The sequence below is a fragment of the Streptomyces liliifuscus genome, from assembly GCF_016598615.1.
Lineage (GTDB): Bacteria > Actinomycetota > Actinomycetes > Streptomycetales > Streptomycetaceae > Streptomyces > Streptomyces liliifuscus.
This window is the reverse complement of the sequence record NZ_CP066831.1, coordinates 336448-356033: the sequence shown is the minus strand read 5'-3', so window position 1 is coordinate 356033 and position 19586 is coordinate 336448. Positions and strand designations below refer to the sequence as shown.

21 protein-coding genes and 1 pseudogene are annotated in these 19586 nt (G+C 68.7%); 10 read left to right on the top strand and 12 right to left on the bottom strand.

The features are described 5' to 3' along the window. Positions 1-104 precede the first annotated feature (104 nt). The gene (locus JEQ17_RS01545; protein WP_200393462.1) at positions 105-1223 is read left to right on the top strand and encodes a serine hydrolase domain-containing protein; all 1119 of its coding nucleotides are present in this window, start codon (positions 105-107) and stop codon (positions 1221-1223) included. A 313-nt stretch (positions 1224-1536) separates the two neighbouring features. Here JEQ17_RS01545 and JEQ17_RS01540 read toward each other — a convergent pair whose 3' ends face one another. Both JEQ17_RS01540 and JEQ17_RS01535 read right to left on the bottom strand, forming a co-directional pair. Next, complete coding sequence (locus tag JEQ17_RS01540) at positions 1537-2121, bottom strand: TerD family protein (protein ID WP_200393461.1); 585 nt, start codon at positions 2119-2121, stop codon at positions 1537-1539. Positions 2122-2745: 624 nt separating this feature from the next. Next, positions 2746-3321: a TerD family protein gene (locus JEQ17_RS01535; RefSeq protein WP_200393460.1), complete on the bottom strand. Its 576-nt coding sequence runs from the start codon at positions 3319-3321 to the stop codon at positions 2746-2748. Between the two features lie 593 nt (positions 3322-3914). Between JEQ17_RS01535 and JEQ17_RS01530 the strand changes: the two genes are divergently transcribed. Next, positions 3915-4301: a BlaI/MecI/CopY family transcriptional regulator gene (locus JEQ17_RS01530; protein WP_200393459.1), complete on the top strand. Its 387-nt coding sequence runs from the start codon at positions 3915-3917 to the stop codon at positions 4299-4301. Between the two features lie 6 nt (positions 4302-4307). Next, the gene (locus tag JEQ17_RS01525) at positions 4308-5240 is read left to right on the top strand and encodes a M56 family metallopeptidase (RefSeq protein ID WP_200393458.1); all 933 of its coding nucleotides are present in this window, start codon (positions 4308-4310) and stop codon (positions 5238-5240) included. 279 nt (positions 5241-5519) lie between these two features. On the opposite strand, the gene JEQ17_RS01520 is transcribed toward JEQ17_RS01525, so the two are convergent. Both JEQ17_RS01520 and JEQ17_RS01515 read right to left on the bottom strand, forming a co-directional pair. Then, entirely contained in the window at positions 5520-5801 is a 282-nt protein-coding gene (locus tag JEQ17_RS01520) for a hypothetical protein (protein ID WP_200393457.1), read from the bottom strand. Between the two features lie 233 nt (positions 5802-6034). Then, entirely contained in the window at positions 6035-6418 is a 384-nt protein-coding gene (locus JEQ17_RS01515; RefSeq protein ID WP_200393456.1) for a hypothetical protein, read from the bottom strand. Between the two features lie 170 nt (positions 6419-6588). Between JEQ17_RS01515 and JEQ17_RS01510 the strand changes: the two genes are divergently transcribed. After that, complete coding sequence (locus JEQ17_RS01510) at positions 6589-7089, top strand: hypothetical protein (protein WP_200393455.1); 501 nt, start codon at positions 6589-6591, stop codon at positions 7087-7089. Positions 7090-7140: 51 nt separating this feature from the next. On the opposite strand, the gene JEQ17_RS01505 is transcribed toward JEQ17_RS01510, so the two are convergent. Continuing rightward, the gene (locus tag JEQ17_RS01505; protein WP_200393454.1) at positions 7141-8082 is read right to left on the bottom strand and encodes a hypothetical protein; all 942 of its coding nucleotides are present in this window, start codon (positions 8080-8082) and stop codon (positions 7141-7143) included. A 143-nt stretch (positions 8083-8225) separates the two neighbouring features. Between JEQ17_RS01505 and JEQ17_RS01500 the strand changes: the two genes are divergently transcribed. The 3 genes and pseudogenes from JEQ17_RS01500 to JEQ17_RS01490 all read left to right on the top strand — a co-directional run bounded on the left by JEQ17_RS01500 (position 8226) and on the right by JEQ17_RS01490 (position 12133). Beyond that, positions 8226-8498 carry a GntR family transcriptional regulator gene (locus JEQ17_RS01500; RefSeq protein WP_234047991.1) on the top strand — a complete coding sequence of 91 codons (273 nt, stop codon included), beginning with the start codon at positions 8226-8228 and terminating at the stop codon, positions 8496-8498. 117 nt (positions 8499-8615) lie between these two features. Further along, positions 8616-8792 (top strand): annotated as a pseudogene (locus tag JEQ17_RS01495) (IS701 family transposase); the annotation flags it as partial. Positions 8793-9280: 488 nt separating this feature from the next. Then, positions 9281-12133 carry an FG-GAP-like repeat-containing protein gene (locus JEQ17_RS01490; RefSeq protein ID WP_200393453.1) on the top strand — a complete coding sequence of 951 codons (2853 nt, stop codon included), beginning with the start codon at positions 9281-9283 and terminating at the stop codon, positions 12131-12133. A 403-nt stretch (positions 12134-12536) separates the two neighbouring features. On the opposite strand, the gene JEQ17_RS50660 is transcribed toward JEQ17_RS01490, so the two are convergent. The 3 genes from JEQ17_RS50660 to JEQ17_RS01480 all read right to left on the bottom strand — a co-directional run bounded on the left by JEQ17_RS50660 (position 12537) and on the right by JEQ17_RS01480 (position 13750). Then, positions 12537-12824 (bottom strand): transposase family protein, encoded by a 288-nt coding sequence (locus tag JEQ17_RS50660; RefSeq protein WP_325176230.1) that lies wholly within the window; start codon positions 12822-12824, stop codon positions 12537-12539. Beyond that, entirely contained in the window at positions 12785-13081 is a 297-nt protein-coding gene (locus JEQ17_RS50655; protein WP_325176325.1) for a helix-turn-helix domain-containing protein, read from the bottom strand. The genes JEQ17_RS50660 and JEQ17_RS50655 overlap by 40 nt, the downstream gene beginning before the upstream one ends. A 108-nt stretch (positions 13082-13189) precedes the next feature. Continuing rightward, a complete protein-coding gene (locus JEQ17_RS01480; RefSeq protein ID WP_200393452.1) occupies positions 13190-13750 on the bottom strand; it encodes an SUKH-4 family immunity protein in 561 nt (186 codons plus the stop codon). Between the two features lie 132 nt (positions 13751-13882). Here JEQ17_RS01480 and JEQ17_RS49835 point away from each other — a divergent pair, with 132 nt between their 5' ends. Then, entirely contained in the window at positions 13883-13936 is a 54-nt protein-coding gene (locus tag JEQ17_RS49835; RefSeq protein ID WP_234048675.1) for a hypothetical protein, read from the top strand. A 468-nt stretch (positions 13937-14404) separates the two neighbouring features. Beyond that, positions 14405-14653 carry a hypothetical protein gene (locus JEQ17_RS49830; protein WP_234047990.1) on the top strand — a complete coding sequence of 83 codons (249 nt, stop codon included), beginning with the start codon at positions 14405-14407 and terminating at the stop codon, positions 14651-14653. Between the two features lie 495 nt (positions 14654-15148). Here JEQ17_RS49830 and JEQ17_RS01465 read toward each other — a convergent pair whose 3' ends face one another. The 4 genes from JEQ17_RS01465 to JEQ17_RS01450 all read right to left on the bottom strand — a co-directional run bounded on the left by JEQ17_RS01465 (position 15149) and on the right by JEQ17_RS01450 (position 18739). Then, entirely contained in the window at positions 15149-15604 is a 456-nt protein-coding gene (locus JEQ17_RS01465) for a tellurite resistance TerB family protein (RefSeq protein WP_200401234.1), read from the bottom strand. 152 nt (positions 15605-15756) lie between these two features. Then, a complete protein-coding gene (locus JEQ17_RS01460; protein ID WP_200393451.1) occupies positions 15757-16743 on the bottom strand; it encodes a sporulation protein in 987 nt (328 codons plus the stop codon). A gap of 338 nt (positions 16744-17081) precedes the next feature. Then, positions 17082-17945 carry a helix-turn-helix domain-containing protein gene (locus tag JEQ17_RS01455; protein WP_200393450.1) on the bottom strand — a complete coding sequence of 288 codons (864 nt, stop codon included), beginning with the start codon at positions 17943-17945 and terminating at the stop codon, positions 17082-17084. Continuing rightward, on the bottom strand, positions 17942-18739 hold the full coding sequence (locus JEQ17_RS01450; RefSeq protein WP_200393449.1) for a peptidoglycan-binding protein: 798 nt from the start codon (positions 18737-18739) through the stop codon (positions 17942-17944). Before JEQ17_RS01450 ends, JEQ17_RS01455 begins: the two co-directional genes overlap by 4 nt. Positions 18740-19049: 310 nt before the next feature. Between JEQ17_RS01450 and JEQ17_RS01445 the strand changes: the two genes are divergently transcribed. Further along, positions 19050-19508 carry a peptidoglycan-binding domain-containing protein gene (locus JEQ17_RS01445; RefSeq protein WP_200393448.1) on the top strand — a complete coding sequence of 153 codons (459 nt, stop codon included), beginning with the start codon at positions 19050-19052 and terminating at the stop codon, positions 19506-19508. Positions 19509-19586: the final 78 nt, after the last annotated feature.

The window sequence follows — 19586 nt, the reverse complement described above, 5'->3', positions numbered from 1 at the left end:
GGATCGTCTGTGGGAGCGGTTTCAGCGCATTCCAGGGAGTGGGGCAGGGGCGGGCGTACGGTTGCCGCCGCTGTGGGCCGGCAGGTGCTCCCAGGGAGGGCGGGATGAAGCGAGCACGTAGGGCGCTGGTGACTGCGACGGCGGCGTTGGCGGTGATCGCGGCATCGTCCGCGGCCGCCTCGGCCACGCCGGAGGAACCCGAGCGCACCGGACTGCAGCAAAAGCTGGACGACGTCGTGGCCGTCGGCGCGGTGGGCGCGCTGATGGAGGTGCGTGACGGCCAGGGCGTGTGGCGGGGCACCAGCGGGGTCGCCGAACTGGGCACGACGCGGGCGGTTCCGGACCGGGGCCGTTTCCGGGTGGGCAGCATCACGAAGACGTTCGTCGCCACCGTCGTTCTGCAACTTGTCGGCGAGGGTCGGCTGCGGCTGGACGACACGGCAGAGCAGTGGCTGCCCGGAGCTGTGCCCGACGGGCATCGCATCACTGTGCGGCAACTGCTCAACCACACCAGTGGGTTGTACGACTTCAAGCGCACGCTGCCGATGCCGCCGGAGCCGGAGTTTCTGGACAACCGTTGGCGCACCTGGATCGCGGGCGAGCAGGTGGAGCGCGCGGTGGCCAACCCGCCGACGTTCGAACCGCCGGGTTCCAAGTACGAGTACTCGAACACCGGCTACCTCCTGCTCGGCCAGATCATCGAGAAGGTGACCGGCCGCTCGTACGCGGGGGAGATCGAGCGCCGGATCATCCGACCGCTGCGGTTGCGTGACACCTCACTGCCGGGGACGTCCCCGTTCATACGCGGGCCGCATTCGCGCGGCTACGTACCGATCAGGAAGGACGGCGAACCGCGGCTTGTCGACTACACGGAGATGAACCCGTCGGTGATGGGCGCAGGTGGGGAAATGATCTCCACGGCAAAAGACCTCAACCGGTTCGTCGCCGCACTGCTCGGTGGACGTCTCCTGCCGGGGCACCTGCTCGACGAGATGAAGACACCGGCTGTCGAGGGCAGGAGGTACGGGCTGGGACTGGCCTGGCAGGACACATCGTGCGGGGTCCGTGCATACGGCAACGACGGCGATGCCCTGGCGTACCAGGCATGGTCGTTCACCACGGAGGACCGGCGACGCCAGGTCACCGTCGCGCTCACACCCGACTTCCGCGGTGACCCGGACGACGCTGTCGACGCGCTTCTGGACAAGGCCTTCTGCGGCTGACCGGTTGGAGGCTGTGGCGGTCAACTCGCCGACGTCACACCGTGTTTCCGACCAACGATCGGCTATGAGTCGCCAAGTCGTCGTCCGAGGCGGCCCTGCGAAGTCTGGTGGCCTTCCCGGTCGGAGCATTCGACCGCAGGACAGTTCCTCAGGGGACAGTCCGTACCCGGCCTTGCGCAGGGAGAGCCGGAGAGACGCGCGATGGGTCCTCGATCGCGATCTCGCTGAGTCCGAACATGCGGTTCCTGTCTGATGTGGGGCCCGGTCCGGGTACGTCCGGGCGCATCGGGGGAGGCGGGTGGGATGCCCTGGTTTACAGGTGGGGTGTGATGGACGGCAGCAGGTCCTGGAACGTGCGGCCGGTGGCGGGTTCGCCGATGGCCTTCATCTGCCAGCCGCCGCTGGTGCGTTGGACCTTCGCCATGATCTGCGCGGTGTGTTTGCCGCCGCCGGTGAGGGTGTAGCGGGCGAGCTCGGCTCCCGTGGTCTCGTCGACGAGGCGGCAGAAGGCGTTCTGTACTTCGGCGAAGGTCTGGCCGGTGAAGGAGTTGACCGTGAACACGATCTGGTCGACCTGGGCGGGGACACGGGACAGGTCGACGAGGACGGCTTCGTCGTCGCCTCCGGCACCTGCTCCGCCGGTGAGGTTGTCGCCGGTGTGCCTGACGGAGCCGTCGTCGCTGACCAGGTGCTGGAAGAAGACGACGTCGACCGGCTGCCCGGCGGCGAAGAGTACGGCCGAGGCGTCCAGGTCGATTTCTCCGCCTCCGGTGAGCTTGGCGAGGAAGCCCTTGCGGGGCGCGGCCTGCCAGCCCAGGCCCATCCGGACGGCGCTCAGGGCACTGCCGTCTGCCTTGCTCAGGCTGATCTGCTGACCCTTGGTCATGTTGACCGACATGGGGTGCTTCTCCTTCGGGTTTGGCGCTGTTGAGGGAAGTGTCCGGGGCCGCCTGCGCGGCCGTCGGGACCGCCGCGGCTGCTGGCCGATGAGCGAGGGCTCTGGGAGCCGGTGGCGGGTAGTGGTCGGGGGTGGCGCCGGGCGGAGGAACGAATCCTCGGCGATCGACCGGCGTGGGTGGGGCGGCATGCCGCGCTCCGGCAGGGCTTGCTTCCAGTCAAGCCGTGCCTGCTCCCGCCGGGTGCGGGGCACGGAGCCGCCACACCCGCGCCGCCACGCCCACATCGGTGGGCTGGCGCGGTGCAGGTCTCCTCGGCGGACGCCTTCCGGGCGCAAAAGGTGAGATACGTGCTGTACCCGCTGTAAGCCGCCGCCGTGATCTCGTCGGCCCGGGCGAGTGCCTGGATGCGTAGGTGTGTGGCCGCCCGGCTGATGGGGTCGGCGCGCAGGGCGCCCAGGATGTCCGGGGTGTTCGGCGCCAAGTGCAGTACGGCTTGGAGGTCCTGCGCCCGGTCCTCGGGGCGGAGGCCGGGGGTGTCGGCCACAGGGTCTCCTGACGGGGGCGCCGGACGATGGTGTGCGGGGCCGCCCCCGGGGATCAGGCCCGGGGGCGGGCTGCCTGTGTCAGACGCCGACGCCGAAGTCGGACGCGATCCCGGACAGCCCCGAGGCGTAGCCCTGGCCCACGGCGCGGAACTTCCACTCCGCGCCGTTGCGGTAGAGCTCGCCGAAGACCATGGCGGTCTCGGTGGCGGCGTCCTCGGACAGGTCGTAGCGGGCGATCTCGGCACCGCCGGCCTGGTTGACGACGCGGATGAAGGCGCCACGGACCTGGCCGAAGCTGTGGCCGCGGTTCTCGGCGTCGTGGATGGAGACGGGGAAGACGATCCGGTCGATCTCGGCGGGCACGCCCGCGAGGTTCACCTTGACCACCTCGTCGTCGCCCTCGCCCTCGCCGGTGAGGTTGTCGCCGGTGTGCTCGACCGACCCGTCGGGGCTCTTGAGGTTGTTGTAGAAGATGAAGTGCTGGTCGGACAGCACCTTGCCGGAGGCGTCGAGCAGCAGCGCGGAGGCGTCGAGGTCGTAGTCGGTGCCGGTCGTGGTGCGTACGTCCCAGCCGAGGCCGACCAGGACGGCCGTCAGGCCCGGTGCCTCCTTGCTGAGCGAGACATTGCCACCCTTGGCCAGGGAAACTCCCACAGCGTGCTCCTTCTCGATGCGTCAGGTCGGGCCCGGACGGACCCGGTGATAAAAACTACAACACTGTAGAAGGCGGGGAAGGGATTGCGTGGCCCGGAGGTCGGTCGTGTTGCATATGGCCGATAAATGATGGGCGCGGTGAAGTGACCCGTCGGCCACGGGAGTTGTACAGGACGATTTGGTAGTCGTGGGCCGGCGAGCCCGCGAAGGTCGAGACCCGGGTGGCGGCGTCGGAGCACGCTCCCGCTGGGCCGGCCGGTCGAGGAAGGTCACCGAGAGTCGGCCGCCGGGGTGAGCCCCGCGATGGCGAAACCGTCGTGCGGATGGGGCCGCCCGGATCGCGCCGGGGTGGGGCGGCCTGGGTGATGACTCTGGTGGGAAGCTCCGGAATCAGCTACGCGATGCCGCCCGGGTTGGCCTTCTTGCCGTGGTCCGTGGTTGTTGGTGCGGCACGGAACAACCCGTCGGGCGGCCCGGATTCTACAATCATGTAGACACTGTGGTGGTGTGCTGGTGGAGCACCGCATTCGGCTGCCGGGCGTCGATACGATGGATCGCCCGTGAATTCGGGGTCGGCGGGAGGGAGACAGGGCGTGACGGACCAGCGGCAGCGTCCCCGGCGGGGGCAGGGCGAACTGGAGTCACTCGTCCTGTCGGCCCTGAGTGAGGCGGACGGCCCGGTGGGTGCGGGGTGGGTACAGGAGCGCCTCGGCGGAGACTTGGCCTACACGACGGTGATCACGATCCTTACCCGGTTGCTGGCCAAGGGCGCGGTGACCCGCGAGCGGGCGGGCCGGTCCTTCGCGTGGACCTCCGCGTCGGACCAGGCGGGCCTGGCCGCGCACAAGATGCGCAAGGTGCTCGACGCCGAAAGCGATCGTGGAGCGGTGCTGGCCAGCTTCGTCACCTCTCTGGAACCGGACGACGAGCGGTTGTTGCGTGACCTGCTGGGTCGAGCCAACAGTGAAGGGGAAGACTGAAGCCTCATGGGGGTGTTCGTCTTTCTGCCGCTGGTCCTGCCGTTGACGGCGTGGCCGATCGCGCGCCTGGCCGAGCAACGGCTGCATCCGCGGACCGCCACCCGGCTGCTGACCGGGCTGGCTGTGGTGATGGCGGTGTGCAGCACCGTGTGTCTGGGGCTGCTGATGGTGGTCGGCACGGCACAGTTGCCCGGCAATCCGCTGCCCGACGCCTGGTCGGACCCCGAGGTGCGCGAGGCCGTGCCGTACGACGAGATTGCCGGCAAGGCGGCCATCGCGGCGCTGCTCGCGGTGCTGATGGCGTGCGGCCGGACGCTGTGGCGGCACGGGCGGGTGCGGCGTCACGCCCACCGGGCTCTGGCCGGGCTGCCGGGCAGGGAGGTGGCCGTACTGCCCGATGAAGTGCCGTATGCGTACGCCCTGCCCGGCGGTCGACGGGACCGGGTGGTCGTGACCACCGCCCTGCTGTCCTGCCTCGAACCGGCGGAGCGGCGCGCCCTGTTCGCCCACGAGCGCGCCCATCTCGCCGCCCGGCACCACTGGTTCCTGCTCGCCGTCCAACTGGCCGCGCGCGCCAACCCGTTCCTGCGTCCGCTGCGTACGGCCGTGTCCTATACGGCGGAGCGGTGGGCGGACGAGGAGGCGGCCCAGGCGGTCGGCAGCCGCCGGGCCGTGGCGTGCGCGATCGGCAAGGCGGCGCTGGTCTCCCGCGGTACCCCGGTGGCCACGCTCGCGGGCTTCGCCGCACCAGGTCCGGTGCCGCGCCGGGTGACCGCCCTGCTCGGGCCTGCGCCCGCGCTGCGCAGCTGGCCGTCGGTGTTCACCTCGGTGGGTCTGGCCGCCTGGGGTGCGGCGGCGGGGACCGCGGTGTCCGCACTGTTGTCCGCGAACTCCGCGGTGACGATGGTGCTCATCCTGCGCGCGGCGACACCTCTGTGAGGGTGCTGAGCCGCACCGCGGCGACTTGTCCGGCGGGCGGTGCGTCTTGATTGAGCCCGTGATGCCGGGGTTTGGAAGGCGACGCGTCCTTCGGGGCCGTTGCCATGAGGGCAAGTACGCGGTGCGGGAGATCGTCGACGCGAATCCGTACCAGTGCCGGACCGGCTGTCAGCGGGACGTTCTGCCGCACGGAGCAGCCGTCTCACGGAAGGCGGTGGGCCGGGAGGGCGCTTCGAGTGTCAGGCTTCCGGGGCTGCGCTCGCGTGCTCAGGGCGCGGTTCAGCGGGTGACGGAGAACATGAGCAGGACGATGAAGAGGGCCAGGGCGCCGAGGGTGGCGCCGATGAGGGAGGGGCCGAAGTTCGTGGCGAGGCCCCGCTCGTTGTTCCAGACCCCCAGCACTCCCAGGAGGAGAGCGAGGAGTCCGAGGGGCGCGGCGACGAAGTCACCGACGACGGGGATGAAGGAACCCACGAGGGCGACAATGCCCATGGTGAGGGAGGTGTCTCCCGGGCGGTTGCGGGGCATGGCCCCGCTGGGTCCGGCGTCCTGCTGCGGCATGCCGTCCTCTCGCGCTGGAATTCCGGTAGATCCCTGACCGTCAGTGGGTGACGAAACCTCGAGTCGAGCGAACTCTTGTGTGTAGTACAGCCTTTTATCTCCGGTATGTCCACAGGGGGGCCCAAGGCCCGGCTTGTCTCCACGGTTGCCGAAGTGGGCCCTGTCGATCGTGGCAGCTGATCCCGCCTGCACCTCGCCCAGGACTCACTACCATTCGGCTACCCGCGACTCCGCTACCGTCCACCGCCGAAGGCCCGACGTATGGCCCCGGCCTTCTTCTCAGGGGGATGGGCGGGCGGGGCCTCCTTGGCATGGACGACTCGCGCGACCGTGACGCGGAAGTGTTCCCCGCGGGTGTAAGCATGGTCGTCCGACTCCGGCCACCGCTCTTCGACCAGCTCCACCAGCCAGCTCGTCTCGGAGACCTCAAAGACGGTCCGGCCGCACTCCTCCGGCTTCCAGCCGAATGGGCACCACGTGCGGCAGATCTCCTCCGCCCGGGACAGCGCTGCTGACCTGCCGCCCACGACGTGGCACTTTTCCTCCAGTTTCCACTGTGTGTCGGTGAAGCCGTAATTTGCCTCGACGAGCACGTACCACTGTTCATCCGATGCCATGGAGCCCCCGCCCATTGAGACGAATCTTGCTGTGATCTCCCCATCTCGCGGCGAGCCTAGCTACGGGGGGGATTCCTGGCGCGCAAGGATGGTCAGTACGCATCGCCGGTAGTGTCCGAGGTCGAACCCGCCGCAATGAGACCAGCGGACCGCCACGAGGGAGAGCGTTCATGCCGTTCGGCGACTTCGATGCATGGCGGCGGGAGCTGCTCTGGACGGGCGAGCTCGTCCAGGACGGTGACATCTCCGTCTCCGACAAAGAGGCCGGCCATCGCTACGATCGCTACGTCGCCCTTGCGGACATGGTCGACGGGACCGAGGGCCCCGCAGCAGTGCACGCCCTCATCGCGTCGCTCCAGGTGGAGCAGGGTTACGGCGCCCACGAAGCGATCTACGGTGCCCTGGAACAATTCCCCAGCCAGGATCTGGTCGGTGGCACGATCATGGCTGCCGCCGACCTCTTGAACATCCCACGCGACCACAGCGGCCAAGTCCTCCAGCTCTTGACCTTGCTGGGCAGTACCGACGACCTGACGACGTTCACAGCCGCTTGCAGTCGTCTGGAACCAGAGCTGCGGGCTGGACTGGCGGCACTCATCGCCGGTCATGAGGCCGATGAGTGGCTTGCAGACGAGCGCTCCCTCGGACGGCTCCGGCTCACGCGGGACTGACCACCGACGCTCAGTACATTCCAAGTGGGTGCAGAGACGGTTCATGACGCTTCACCGGCGTTGGTACCTGGCCGCCATCGCGTGGAACACCCTCTTCGGTTCCCAGTGGGTTTCGTCGAGCATCCGGACGACGCCGTAGGAGCCGAGGTCGTGGTCCCCGGGCCTGCTGTAACCGGCGAACGTGAACCAGAGCGCGGTGTCCACTCCTTCTTCATCGAAGATGTCCAGCAGCTCGGTGAGGTAGCGCACTTGCTCCTCTTCATCGGGTATCGCGTCGTGAGGTGTCTGCCAGGCCATGCCGCCGAGTTGGCCCGCGCCCTGGTATGCGCAGGTGCCGTACTCGGTCACCGCGACGGGTTTGCCGTGGGCGAAGTGGCCGCGCAGTTCGTCCCGGAAGCTGTCGGCGTTGTAGGCGGCCCGGTAGGCGTCGATGCCGACGAGGTCGAACGGGCCCCAGTCGACGGACTCCCAGGGGGCGGACGCGTAGGTGAGCTGCCCCCCGAAGTGCGTGCGGACGGTTGCGGCGACTTCGGGGAGGAACTCGTTGAGGCGTGTCTGCACCGGGTCGAGGGAGGACCACCATTCCATGTCGGCGGCGGCCATGGTCCGCAGCCGGTCGCCATAGGTGTCGCCGGGGATGAAGCCGCCGCAGAAGGCGGTGACTTCACAGCCGGCGACGAACACGACATCGGCGCCGGCCTGCCGTACGGCTTCGGCCCGACGGGCGCAGTCGGCGAAGAACGGGAGCAGTTGGTCAGGAGGAAGGTCGACGGGGAAGGGGGCGAACCAGACCTCGAGGCCGACGTCCGCGGCATGCCGGGCGGCGATGCTCAGCCGTTCGGGCTCGCGCCCGGAGACGCGGACGGCGTCGCAATGGAGATCACCGGAGATCACCGCCATGTCCTGCCGGACCGTCTCGGGAGTGAAGGCCTTGCGGGAGAGCTCCTGTCCGGGGAGGAACCCGGTGTCGTAGTTGATGCCCCGTGCGCGCACGTAGCTGCCCTTTCGTGTGGTCGATCCTGTGTTCCAGCGGGTCGAAGGCGAGCTCGGTTGCGGTCGCGGACGACGTGCATCAGCGTGATCACTTCGCCGGTCCATTGCTGCCAACTGTCCGGCTGTGAACGCACGCGGTCTCGATGACCTCGCTGACTGTCGCGTCCCCGGGACCGGCGGTCAAGGAGGAGGCCAGGCAGGTGGCGGTCAATCCGAACACCGTGCTCAAGGCGAACCGCGAGGTGGAGCACGAGCGACTGGTGGTCGCCCGGCCAGGGGTGGGGACGTTCGTGACATGGACGTCTGCCGACGCGACGCTCGCCGCGCACGGCCCGCTCCGCAAGGACCTGCGGCGCTGGTTGACCAAGGCCCGTCCGGCCGGCCTCGATGAGAGTCCATCGAGGCCCTGTTCGTGACCACCTTTCGGACTGCCGCTGGAGAGGACGTAGCGTGAGCGCCGTCCTGCGGGCCCAGGCCCTGATAGGACTCCGTTAGGTCTGTCTCGCGGTCTTGTTTGGGAGCATGTTGGGCATGTGGACGCACATGAAGTGAACCGTGCTCGGGCGACGTTGGCGTTGTTCGTGGCTGACGTGTTCGCGTCGGTGCCGTGCAAGGATCAGCGGGCGAAGGGCGACTGCTGTCCGCGGGGACTGATGCCGGAGGGACGGCGGAAGTCGATCCAGCCGATGGCGGAACGGCTGATGCGGGGCCTGATCGCGTACGGCGCGGACCCCGGCCCCGCCGAGCGCCGCGCACTCGTCGCCGATCCGGACCCGGAGGTGCGCACGAAGGTGGCGAGCCGTGCGGACCTGGGACCGACCGAGCGCCGCGTGCTCATGACGGACTCTCCGTCTTCGCCGACCACGAGGACCCTGAGGTCCGGGCTCTGACCGGACGCGACCCCGAAACCGAGCCGACAGCCGTTGAGTGGCTCACCCGGGACCCGGCCCCCTGCCGTGAGTGCTGCGGCGACGCGTCCCCCGAATCTTCCGCAGCCCCGGCCGGCAGTACTCCTCGACGACGAGGAACTGGCCCACGCCGCGGCCGCGAACGCGGCGTTGGGCTCCGACACGATCTGCCGGCTGCCAAGGCCGGTTGGCCGACGGGCAAGTCCGCCGGCGTAGAGGAAGCCGCCATTTGCCCCTGGCCCGACGGTATTTCGTTGAATCGTCACAAGAGCTCGTCATAGTTTCTTCACATGAATCTCTCCGCCGTCGTCAGGGCTCTGCTGCTGCCGCTGATCGCTGGCGCCGCACTGGTGTCACCGGCACCCGCGACAGCAGCGCCCGTCATCACCGCGCAGCCACCGCAACTACCCAGCCAGTCGACCCTGTTCACCTCGAACACGACCATCGGCGGCCGCACCTACACATGCTTCCGGATCCCCTCGGTGGTCCGCACCGCCAACAAGACGCTGCTTGCCTTCGCCGAAGCCCGACTGAGCAGCGGGTGCAGTGACACCAAAGAAATGGACATCGTAAGCCGGACGTCGACGGACGAAGGTGCCACCTGGAGCGCGCCGAAGATCATCGCCCGCAGTCTGTCCAGCGACCCCGCGAACCTGGGCGTGCCGGCGATCAACGCCCAGCCCACACCGATCGTCGACGCCACCTACGCGAACCCCAACCCGGCCGTCCAGGGCCAGGTGGTACTGCTCTACAGCGTGCGGCTGCTCACCAACGGGGAAATCGACGGCCCGGACGGTCAGCCGAACCGTATCCAGACGTTCGCCATGTACAGCCGTGACGACGGCCAGACCTGGATCAACAGGACTGACATCACCAGCCAGGTGAACCCCAGGCAGGCCAACCAGCCCGCCACGGAGCAGCAGGGCATGCGCTTCCTCCAGCCCGGCCCGGGACACGGCATCCAGTTGCGTCCAGGGGGCGCCAACGGGAACCGGCTGGTGGCGCCCGCGTACCAGAACGGCCGGATAAATCCCGATAATGGAAGGTGGATCGACGACGGCCACCACGCCTCCGCCATCTACAGCCCCGACCACGGAGAGACCTGGCAACGAGGCGCCTTCACCACCAACACCGGTACCTTGTGGTCGGGTGAGGCCAGCATCACGCAACTGGCCGACGACACTCTCTACATGACCTCCCGCAACAACGCGTTGGTCGTCGACCGAGACGCCGATGCCGCCTCGGGCGTCACCCGGAACAAGGCCATCAGCACCAACGGCGGCATGACCTGGGGCCCGGCGACCGCCGCCAACCTGCCCGGCTCGCGGGTCTTCGCCCCGATTCTGTCCCTCAACAGCGTCCCGCGCGGTGACAGTTTCAACCAGCTGGTGATCACCGAGCCCGTCTACCACGACTCCGATTTTCCGCAGCGGCAGGGCACCCTCAAGCTCCGTTCCTCCTTCGACAACGGTGCCACCTGGCAGACGCCGGCCCAGGGCCTGACCATCGCCAAGGCGGGCGCCGGCTACTCCGACATCACCCGCACCGAGTCCGGCGGTCTCGGAGTGCTCTACGAGGCCGGGCCTGCCCCGAAGGACAACCCCAACGGCACGTACGACCTCACCTCGGTCCGCTTCACCATCGTCTCCGCCGGCCAGACCGTTCTCACCGGACCGGTGACCGGTTCCCGTACCCCGAACACCGTCGGGGACGCGGCCACCCTGCGCGGCCGTGCCCGGCTGACCGCCGGCAGGTTCGGCCGCGCGCTGACGCTGGCCCCGGAAACTTCCGCCGGTTTTGTCGACGTCGCACCGAGTTCCGCGTACGCCACCAAGCTCAGCGGGGACTTCACGGCCGCCGCCGACTTCAAGTACAACTCCACCACCGGGCTGCGGGCCATCCTGTGGGGCTTCGGCGTCGGCGCGGGGCTGCCGCAGATGTGGATCCGGGGGGAACCCGAGCAGAACCGGATCGTGGCCAACATCACCACGGCATCCGGCAGCAAGACGGTGGAATCCACGTCGAGCTACAACGACAACGCCTGGCACCAAGTGGTCCTGGTACGCGCCAGCCAAGAGCTGAGCCTGTGGATCGACGGCGCGAAGGTCGACACCGACACCGCGCCGAGCGGTGCGGTCTCGCCTGCCCGCCCCCAGCCGCTCGAGGTCGGCAACCGGCTGGACGGCGCGCAGCCCTTCTCGGGTTCGATCGACCGCGTGATGCTCTACGGCCGGGCGCTGAGCGCCCAGGAGATCTCCTCTGCGGCGACCACTGACTCGTACTCCGGTACCGACATGCTGCTCCGCCTGCCCTTCAACACCGGCGAGGCCGACACCCGCTCCTGGGACGACACCGACGGCGACGGCCAGTTGGACGTCTTCAACCGCCTGAGCGACGGCAGGATCTGGTACTTTGCGGGCTTCGGCGACGCCACCACCGGTGAACGGCACCTGGAGAACGCCACCCTGATCGGCGGCACCTTCGGCTCGACCTTCCACCCGGCCCGCGGCGACTTCAACAACGACGGCCTCGGCGACCTCATCGCCATCAACGACCAGGGCCAACTGAACTTCTGGCTGGGGCAGGGCGACGGCGTCCTGGCCGCCCCGACGGTCCTGATGTCCGGCACCTCGTTCAGCACCGTCAAGGCGGTCTCCGGCGGCGACTTCAACGCCGACGGCCTCACCGACATCGTCGGCCTCGGCTTCGACGGCAGCCTGTGGTGGTGGCCCGGAAACGGCGACCGCACTTTCGGCGCCCGCCAGAACCTGTCCGGCACGTCTTTCTCCGCCTACTCCGGCGTCCCCACCGGTGACTTCGACGACGACGGCAACACCGATGTCGCCGCCGTCGACTCCAACGGCACCCTCTGGTGGTGGAAGGGCGACGGCAACGGCGGCCTGGCCGCCGCCCAGCAGCTGGCGTCCGGCACGTCCTTCGCCGCGTACAGCCGCTTCTTCACGGGCGACGTGAACTCCGACGGCCACACCGACTTCGCGGCCGTCAACTCCTCCGGAGCCGCCCGCTGGTGGCCCGGCGACGGCACCGGCCACGTTTCCACCACCGCCAACACGCTCACCGTCCTCTCCCCCGTTGTCGGGACAACCCCTGCCCTCCTGAACGGAGGCGTCTACACCTTCTGACCTGCCCGTTCCCGCCACACGATCTGCTCCGGCCCCGGCCCTCACCTCCACCTCGGGGTGGGGGCCGGGCACCTTGAGACGGCACGGTCCCCTTCCGGCGGGCGTCCGGCCCCGGCCTCGACAATCGTGCGGTGCGCGACGCGGGCACCGGATCGGCAGGGCAAGTCCTCGTCGGACAACACCGCAGCGGGTGACCTGTCGGGCCGACAAGCCCTTGGAAACTTTGAGGGGGTCGATGGCAGCGGAGGTTGTGCGGTTCACGGTTCTCGGGGCGGTTCGTGTCCGGCGGGGCGGTGTCGAGGTGGATCCGGGGCGCCGCTGCCCAGGACGCTTGATGGTGTTCAGCGGCATGGTGGTTGTGTGGACGCACATGAGCTCCTCATCGGCCGTTGGCATAGATCCGCTATCCGGTGAGGGTGAGGTTGTGGAGGCGGGCGATGTCAAGCATGGCGTGGTGGACGCCTGCACCCTTCAGACGGCAGTCGCGGAGGATCTTCCAAGTCTTCATGCGGGCGAAGGTGTGCTCGACTCCTGCACGTAGTTTGCGGTGGGAGGCATTGTGGGCTTCCTGCCAGGCCGACAGCTCGACCTGGCCGCGTTCTCGTCGGTGTGGGATGACCGGGCCGGTGCCGCGGTAGCCGACATCTGCGATCACGGTGGTCTTGCCGACCGAGTGCTTGGCTCCGGGCAACTGCGCGGCCGCAGGGCGAGCAAGGGCCCGAGCTGGCTCACGATCCGGCCTGCGGCCGATTTCGAGATCCCGGACAAGGGAGCCAGTTGCCGCAAGGTCAGGTTCGTCCGCCAGTACGCGGCGACCAGCAGAACCCGGTCTTCGAGCGGCAGACTCCACGGACGGTCCCTGCAAACCAGGTGCGGGCCTCCGCGCCGCAGCACGGTGATCAGCGTCCAGAACTGCTTCGGACTCAGCCCGAGTACGGCGCTATCCATGACGACTCGGACGCCGTGATCACAGCCCCACGCGAAGATCATCTCAGTGGTTGGCCCGGCGTTCCTGCACGCTTCAGATGTACGGGCCGTGGCTCTGCCGGGCCGAGGTCAGTAGAGCCATCGATCCAGGAGCCCCGGCCAGAGAAACCCCTCGTATCCCTTGAAGGCCGCAGGGTCGATCTCCTTCAGCGCCTCGGCCAGCCGACTCAGCTCGGCGAAAGCCCGCTCTTCCTCCTCTTCGGAGAGGTACTCCTCAGGGCCGTCCGGCTCGCTGAGAAGCTGTGAGGCGGTGACGCGACTGCCGTAACAGTGAAGGACGTCGAGCCACACCTCGACACTCGAGTTGGCGAACCATGCCTCCCCGTCCGGCATGACGAAGTAGACCGCCCCGGTCTCCGGTTCGACGCCGAACGACGACCGCTCCTCCGCCTCATCGGGGTCCACTTGTTCGGTGAGACGGTAGAGCAGGCCGCGAGACGTGAGGAGGACCGGATCAGCCTCGCTCTGCATCACGACTCGCTCGATGAGGCGCGGAGCTGCGGGGATGCCCACCTCAGCGAGCTGTGCCTTCATGAAGTCCGGAATCCGCCAGCCGGCCACAACGTCCCATCCGGCCCGCGTGACATGACCCGGACCGGCCCACTCGGTCAGCTGGTCGTACGTCGCCATCGAGCGATCCTCTTCCGTCGGCTGCGCTCCTGACCCTATCGAGTCGGTCTCAGGTCCAGAGCACGGCCGCACTTGAGGGACAGCCCTTGGCAGTACAAGTAGCGCTGGGCATTGCAGAACTGCGACCTGGACGTGCCCGCCGGACGGGTCGTCGGCCTCGTCGGCCCCAACGGGGCGGGAAAGTGAACCCTGTTGAACCTGGCCTCCGGCATGCTGACTCCGAGTGCCGGGACCATCGAAGTGTGCGGCGGCCGCCCCGCCACCGGCCCCGCGCAGTTGGCCAAGGTCGGCTTCGTCGCCCAGGACACCCCCGACCTACGCCGCCCTGAGCATCGCCGACCACGTGCGGCTGGGTGCCCGTCTCAACCCCGGCTGGGACGACACCCTGGCGCAGGAGCGAATCCGGAGGCTGGGCCTGGATCTCATACAGCGCAGGGACCAGGACACGCTGCCGGCCGGTCAGTACGTCATCTCCGCAAGCCACACAGACCGGCAGTGGCTGTGCTTGCCGTGCCGGTGGTCATCGGGATGTTCTGGGGCGCGCCGCTGATCTCCCGTGTGCTGGAGACCGGCACCCACTACCTTGCGTAAAACCAGGGCGTCACCCGCACACGCCGGCTGGCGACCAAGCTGGGCCTCGGTACGGCCGCCGCCATGACCGCCGCCGGACTGGCCTCGCTCGCGGTGAGCTGGTGGAGCAGTCCCATCGACCGGGCTGTCAATGGCGGTGGCGCGACGGACACGTACTTCCCGTGGTTCGACCCCGTGGCCTTCGCCGCACGGGGTGTCGTCCCCATGGCCCATGCCGCCTTCGCCTTCGTCCTGGGCGTCGCCCTCGGCCTCGTCATCCGCCGCACCCTGCCCGCGATGGCAACCACACTCGTCGTCTGCACCGCTGTCTAGATCTCCCCTCCGATGTGGATCCGGCCCTTCCTGGCCGCCACGGACCGGATCACCGTGCCGATCGAGCCCGACAGCGCCCCCATCAGCATCCAGGAGGGCGCCGAGGAGATCGTCACGCACCCCGAAGTGCCCGGTGCATGGGTCACCTCCCAACAGACACTGGACGCCGTCGGCCGGCCGGTCCCCGTGCCGTCGTCCTTCGCCGACTGCCTGCACATCGAGTCGGGCCCGCCCACCCTGCAGCAGTTCGACCGCTCCCTAGCCGGCCTCGGCGCGCAGGGCCACCAGCAGCAGGTGACGTACCAGCCCGCCGGCAACTTCTGGGCCCTTCAATGGGTCGAGACCGGGCTCTACCTCGGCCTGGCCCTGACCGGGTTCTGCGCCTGCTGGATCCGCCCGCCTGGCCTGACCATGCGCCAGGTCGGCTCCCGCCGAAAACGACATGCCGGGCCGCTGCCCCAGCGGCAGCGGCCCGGCATGCGCACGGTACTCCGGTCAGAGGTCGAACTCGTGCGGCGGCAGGTCGAGCGTGAAGCATGCCTCGCGGACAACGGCCTGCTCGGTCTTGTCGAAGTCGCCGTCGGCGCCGCCGATGACGATGCCGATCTGGATCACGGCACGCGCCTCGGCGGGCTTCTTCTTCGCCTTGGCGATCTCCTGAAGGACGCTGACCTTGCCGAAGTCGAAGTCGGCGACCAGCTTGTCGAGGTTGTTGTCGAAACGGCGCTGGAGGTCGTCGGCAGGGAAGTTCTGCAGAACCTCGTTCGTGGTGATGAGTTGCGCGACGCGGCGACGCTCGGCCGGGTCGATCGTGCCGTCGGCGGCCGCCACCAGCGCGCACATCGCCATGCTGGCATCGCGGAAGGCGCCGCTCTTGAGGTCGTTCTTCTTCGTCACCAGCTGGGTCTGCATCGTCGACGCAGAATCCTTGATGCGGTCCCACAGGGCCATGAGAACTCCGTACGTTTCAGAGGTGGATCCGAGCCCGTGGAGGACCCGACCGCCGCATTCTTCTACAGCAATGTAGAAGATATCAGGGTGGGGTGACGAGGGCAGGGTGCCGGGGTGGGGGTGAAGTGCCGCGGGCTTCACGCCCACCCCGATCACTCTTCCTCTTCCTCGTCGCCTTCGAAGAAGTCGCCGACCTCGTCGACGACTTCGGCCGCGACCATGCCGCCGACCACACCGACCGCGAGTCCGGCGGCACCGGCTGCGATGGCGGTGCCCATTCCGGGGCCGGAGCGGTGGCCGTCGTGGTCGTGCTCGTCGTGCCCGTGGTGGCCGCCGTGGCCGTACGCGGCGTGCAAGCCGTGCGAGGCCCGGCCCTCGACCAACTGCCTGATCCAGCCGTCGACTTCGGTGTTCCAGTCGCGGTGCTCGACGTCGTGGTGATCGACGGTGAAACGGGTGACGGCGTCGTGGCCGGAGGAGAAGAGGCCGCCGCGCTTGTCGGCCTCCAGGACGACCTCCATGCCGCCCGGCGAGGCGAGGAAGGTCAGCTCGATCTCATTCACGGCGTGTGCGTACTGCGGTGCCGGAGTGAGCTCGATCTCCTGGTAGAAGGGCAGTTGCTGCCCGGTCCCGCCGATCCGGCCGTACTCCAGGTCGGCGGACCGGAAGCCGAACCCGAGCTGGCCGAGAGCTTCGAGGATCGCCTCCTGTGCGGGCAGCGGGCGCACCCTGAGCTGGTCGAGGTCGCCCTTGTCCTTCGCGCCGGCCACGGCCAGTTCGGTGCGCACGCCGAGCACGATGCCCAGCGCCTGCCCGTACAACTCGGTGACCGGGGTCTCCCAGGGCAGCGTCACGCTGAACGGGACGCTGTATTGCTCGCCCGCGCCGAGCCGGAAACCGCCACCCACTGTGAACCGGTCGAAGACGACCGCGCCTTCGCGCTCCCCGTCCTCGTGCTCGGCCTCGACCCGTGCCACCAGCTCCAGGGTGATGTGCTCGATGTCGAAGTCGGCGTCGCCGCCCTGGAGATGGACCTGCCCCGACAGGCTGGTGCCGGGCTGGGCCGCACCAGGGTCGAGGACCGTGTCCACCGTGGGCCCGCCCACGCCGAGCGAGCCGAGCAGTCGTTTGAACACCATCGCGGCGTCCACTCCTTCATGTGCGTGTGTAACTCGTAACGAAAGACGAGGGTGAGCAGGCAGGTGCCCGGGAACAAGCCGCAAAGCCCTCCCGTTCTCCCTCTACAAGCATGTAGAAGCATAGAGTCGCCGGAGGCTGTCGAGGCCGTTTCCCGCGGCCTGTGGCGCGAAAGTCCGAAAAGAGTCGCCCCCCGCGTCGGCAGGGGACTTGACCAGGTGGCTTTGCCCGTCTTCGCGATGAACCGGAGGGCGTGTCCGTCCTCCACTCGTTGGCCCGGTTACCGAAGAACAGGGTGCCGGCGGGGGACTTCTGCATCGATGCGCCCGAGGGCCTGACGCTACTGAGGTGAGGGTGGCCGGGTCGTGCTGCCGGCCCCGCCCACTCGGGCCTCGACGCACTCTTGTTCACCGTTGGCCGACGCGGGGCGGAAGCAGGCCCGGACCGTGCTGCCGGGGTGGGCTTCGGCCATCTCGGTGTAGACGTAGGTGTCCGTGTCGTTCTTGTTCCTGATGCGCACGTCGTGGGTCGGGCCGCCCGCCGTGACCTCTATCCGGTCGCCGATCCGGGTTCCCCAGACCCGGGCCCAACTCGCGCCGCACTTCTTGCTGTAGCGCAGCTCGACGTGAGCGCCGGTGGCGGTGCGGTACGTGGTGAGGTTGTCGGGGTCGATGCCGCAGACCATGCGCATCGGGTCCCGGCCCTCGCAGGCGGCTCCGTGACATTGGGGGGCGAGAGAGTACGGGGCGGAGGCCGACAGCGGTTCGTCCGTCGGGGCGTCCCCGTCCGGCAGCAGGAAGAGGATCAACGCCACACCAGCGACGATCACGGTGTAGGCCGAGGCCAGTACCACCATGAACCTGACCCTGCGGCCGCGTGGTCGCCCGTTTCCGGAGGGCCGGAGCGGTTCCTGCGGTTGCGGTCGCGGCTGCGGCTTGTCGGTGGCAGGGCCGGGGGCCGCCGCGCGTCTGCTCCAGTGTGATTCGGCGATCTCCCACAGGGCCAGCAGGCGTCCGTCCGGTTCGTTCGCGACCTGGCACAGGTCCTGGACGGCCTGACGAGGGGGCAGGCTCTTGCCGTTGAGGTAGCGCTCCCATGAGGACTTGCTGTACGCCGTGCGTTCCGACAGCGCCGCCAGGCTCAGGCCCGTACGGGCCCGCAGCTCCCGCAGCGCCGCGGTCAGCCGGGTGTGTTCCGCGCTCACTTCGGCACCGCCTCCCGTAGGGCCTTCCAGGTGTGCGGGCCGATGACACCGTCCACGACCAGCCCGTCCCGAGTCTGAATGCGCTCGACCGCGCGTTGCGTCTTCGGGCCGAAGACGCCGTCGATGTCACCAGGCGCCATGCCCGCCCGACGCAGCAGGCACTGCGCCTCGGCCACTTCCGGCCCCACGTAGGTGTAGGCCAGGATGGCGTCCGTGGTGCGGCTCAAGCCCGCGTACCAGCGGCCGTTACGCTGATCCAGCCGGCAGGTGTAGATGACCGGCACCAGGGATTCGGAGACGATGGTCGGGGCCGCTGGCGCCGCTGGGACCGCAGCGGCGCGGGCGTCCGCGAGCTGGGCGCGGGTGTCGGCGAGCCGCACGGCCAGCAGGAGCGCCGCGGAGACGGACAGCACCAGGGCCACCGCTCCCGCCGTGATCAGAGCGCGCGGGTAACGCCCGTACGGTTGCTGCTCCGTGGGTGTGTGTGCGGGAGTGCTCTGCGGTGCACCGGTGGTGACCACACGGCCCTCCGCCCATTGTTCGGCGGCGATCTCGTGCAGCACCAGCAGCCGGGTCGGATCGTCACCGCCGATGCGGGCCATCGCCTCGACGGCCTCCGGGGGCGGCAGCGACCTGCCGTTCAGATAGCGCTGCCACGACCTGACGCTGTACCCGCTCTTCGCTGCCAGTTGACGCGTACTCAGTTCGCTGCGGTCCTTCAACCTGCGCAATCGCACGATGAACTGGCGAACGTCCACGTGCAGTTCGGCGGGCAGTTCTTTCCAACGCGACATGATTCCCCCACCCGCGTTCCGGACCGCCGGTCCGGCCCCACGTGTCCCGGCCACATTCTGCATCAGCTGTCACTGCAGCCACTGAGTGGGGCCGCCCCGCCCCCCTGCAGCATGGGCCGTCCTCGCTTGCAGTCGTCCCGCCGTAGCGACTCAGCGGGCGACGTTCCAGCAGGTCAGCGTGTTGGACGTCCCAGGATGAGGCCACTCCTGCGTCAACTCTGGCCGGACTGCGCGCCGAACCCGCAGTGTCGTTGCGGAGCCGACGGTTGCGGTCGGTTCCGCCTGTCGCACGTCAACGGAGGGGAACAGCATGGGAGTTCTGACGAAGGCACTGGTCAGTGTCACCACCGCGGTCGGGATCGCCGCCGGCGGCCTGGCCACCGCGGGCACGGCCATTGCGGCTCCGGCGCCGGACCAGCAGCAGACGGCGAGCGCCGAGGTCGCGCCGCTCGCCGTGGTCAACCTGGGGCTGAACACCGCCCAGGCGAAGGACTGGCAGTGCTGGCTGCGCGCGTTGGGTTACAACCCCGGCACGATCGACGGGCAGTTGGGTACCGACAGCTGGAAGGCAGCTCAGAGGTTCTTCAACAGCCTGAACTTCAACGCCGGTACCGTCGACGGAATCGTCGGCCCCAACACGATCCAGGCGCTGCAGCGCTACCTGAACTCTCGCAACCTCGGCTACGACCTTGACGTCGACGGGATCGCCGGAACACGCACCAAGAACGCGTTCGCGAACTACGCCGACAGGTTCTCGCACCTCTGCTGAGCCGATCCGCGGACCGCGTACGCGCCGCGGTCCGCTCTCCCACCAGGGCTTCAACCAGCTCATGCCAACTGGTGAGTT

Excerpts from the sequence above, each read along its gene's own strand:
- JEQ17_RS01545 (WP_200393462.1), top strand. The coding sequence starts at position 105 with ATGAAGCGAGCACGTAGGGCGCTGGTGACTGCGACGGCGGCGTTGGCG.
- JEQ17_RS01540 (WP_200393461.1), bottom strand. The coding sequence starts at position 2,121 with ATGTCGGTCAACATGACCAAGGGTCAGCAGATCAGCCTGAGCAAGGCA.
- JEQ17_RS01525 (WP_200393458.1), top strand. The coding sequence starts at position 4,308 with ATGGGGGTGTTCGTCTTTCTGCCGCTGGTCCTGCCGTTGACGGCGTGG.
- JEQ17_RS01520 (WP_200393457.1), bottom strand. The coding sequence starts at position 5,801 with ATGCCGCAGCAGGACGCCGGACCCAGCGGGGCCATGCCCCGCAACCGC.
- JEQ17_RS01515 (WP_200393456.1), bottom strand. The coding sequence starts at position 6,418 with ATGGCATCGGATGAACAGTGGTACGTGCTCGTCGAGGCAAATTACGGC.
- JEQ17_RS01510 (WP_200393455.1), top strand. The coding sequence starts at position 6,589 with ATGCCGTTCGGCGACTTCGATGCATGGCGGCGGGAGCTGCTCTGGACG.
- JEQ17_RS01500 (WP_234047991.1), top strand. The coding sequence starts at position 8,226 with ATGACCTCGCTGACTGTCGCGTCCCCGGGACCGGCGGTCAAGGAGGAG.
- JEQ17_RS01490 (WP_200393453.1), top strand. The coding sequence starts at position 9,281 with ATGAATCTCTCCGCCGTCGTCAGGGCTCTGCTGCTGCCGCTGATCGCT.
- JEQ17_RS50655 (WP_325176325.1), bottom strand. The coding sequence starts at position 13,081 with ATGGATAGCGCCGTACTCGGGCTGAGTCCGAAGCAGTTCTGGACGCTG.
- JEQ17_RS01480 (WP_200393452.1), bottom strand. The coding sequence starts at position 13,750 with ATGGCGACGTACGACCAGCTGACCGAGTGGGCCGGTCCGGGTCATGTC.
- JEQ17_RS49830 (WP_234047990.1), top strand. The coding sequence starts at position 14,405 with ATGACCGCCGCCGGACTGGCCTCGCTCGCGGTGAGCTGGTGGAGCAGT.
- JEQ17_RS01465 (WP_200401234.1), bottom strand. The coding sequence starts at position 15,604 with ATGGCCCTGTGGGACCGCATCAAGGATTCTGCGTCGACGATGCAGACC.
- JEQ17_RS01460 (WP_200393451.1), bottom strand. The coding sequence starts at position 16,743 with ATGGTGTTCAAACGACTGCTCGGCTCGCTCGGCGTGGGCGGGCCCACG.
- JEQ17_RS01450 (WP_200393449.1), bottom strand. The coding sequence starts at position 18,739 with ATGTCGCGTTGGAAAGAACTGCCCGCCGAACTGCACGTGGACGTTCGC.
- JEQ17_RS01445 (WP_200393448.1), top strand. The coding sequence starts at position 19,050 with ATGGGAGTTCTGACGAAGGCACTGGTCAGTGTCACCACCGCGGTCGGG.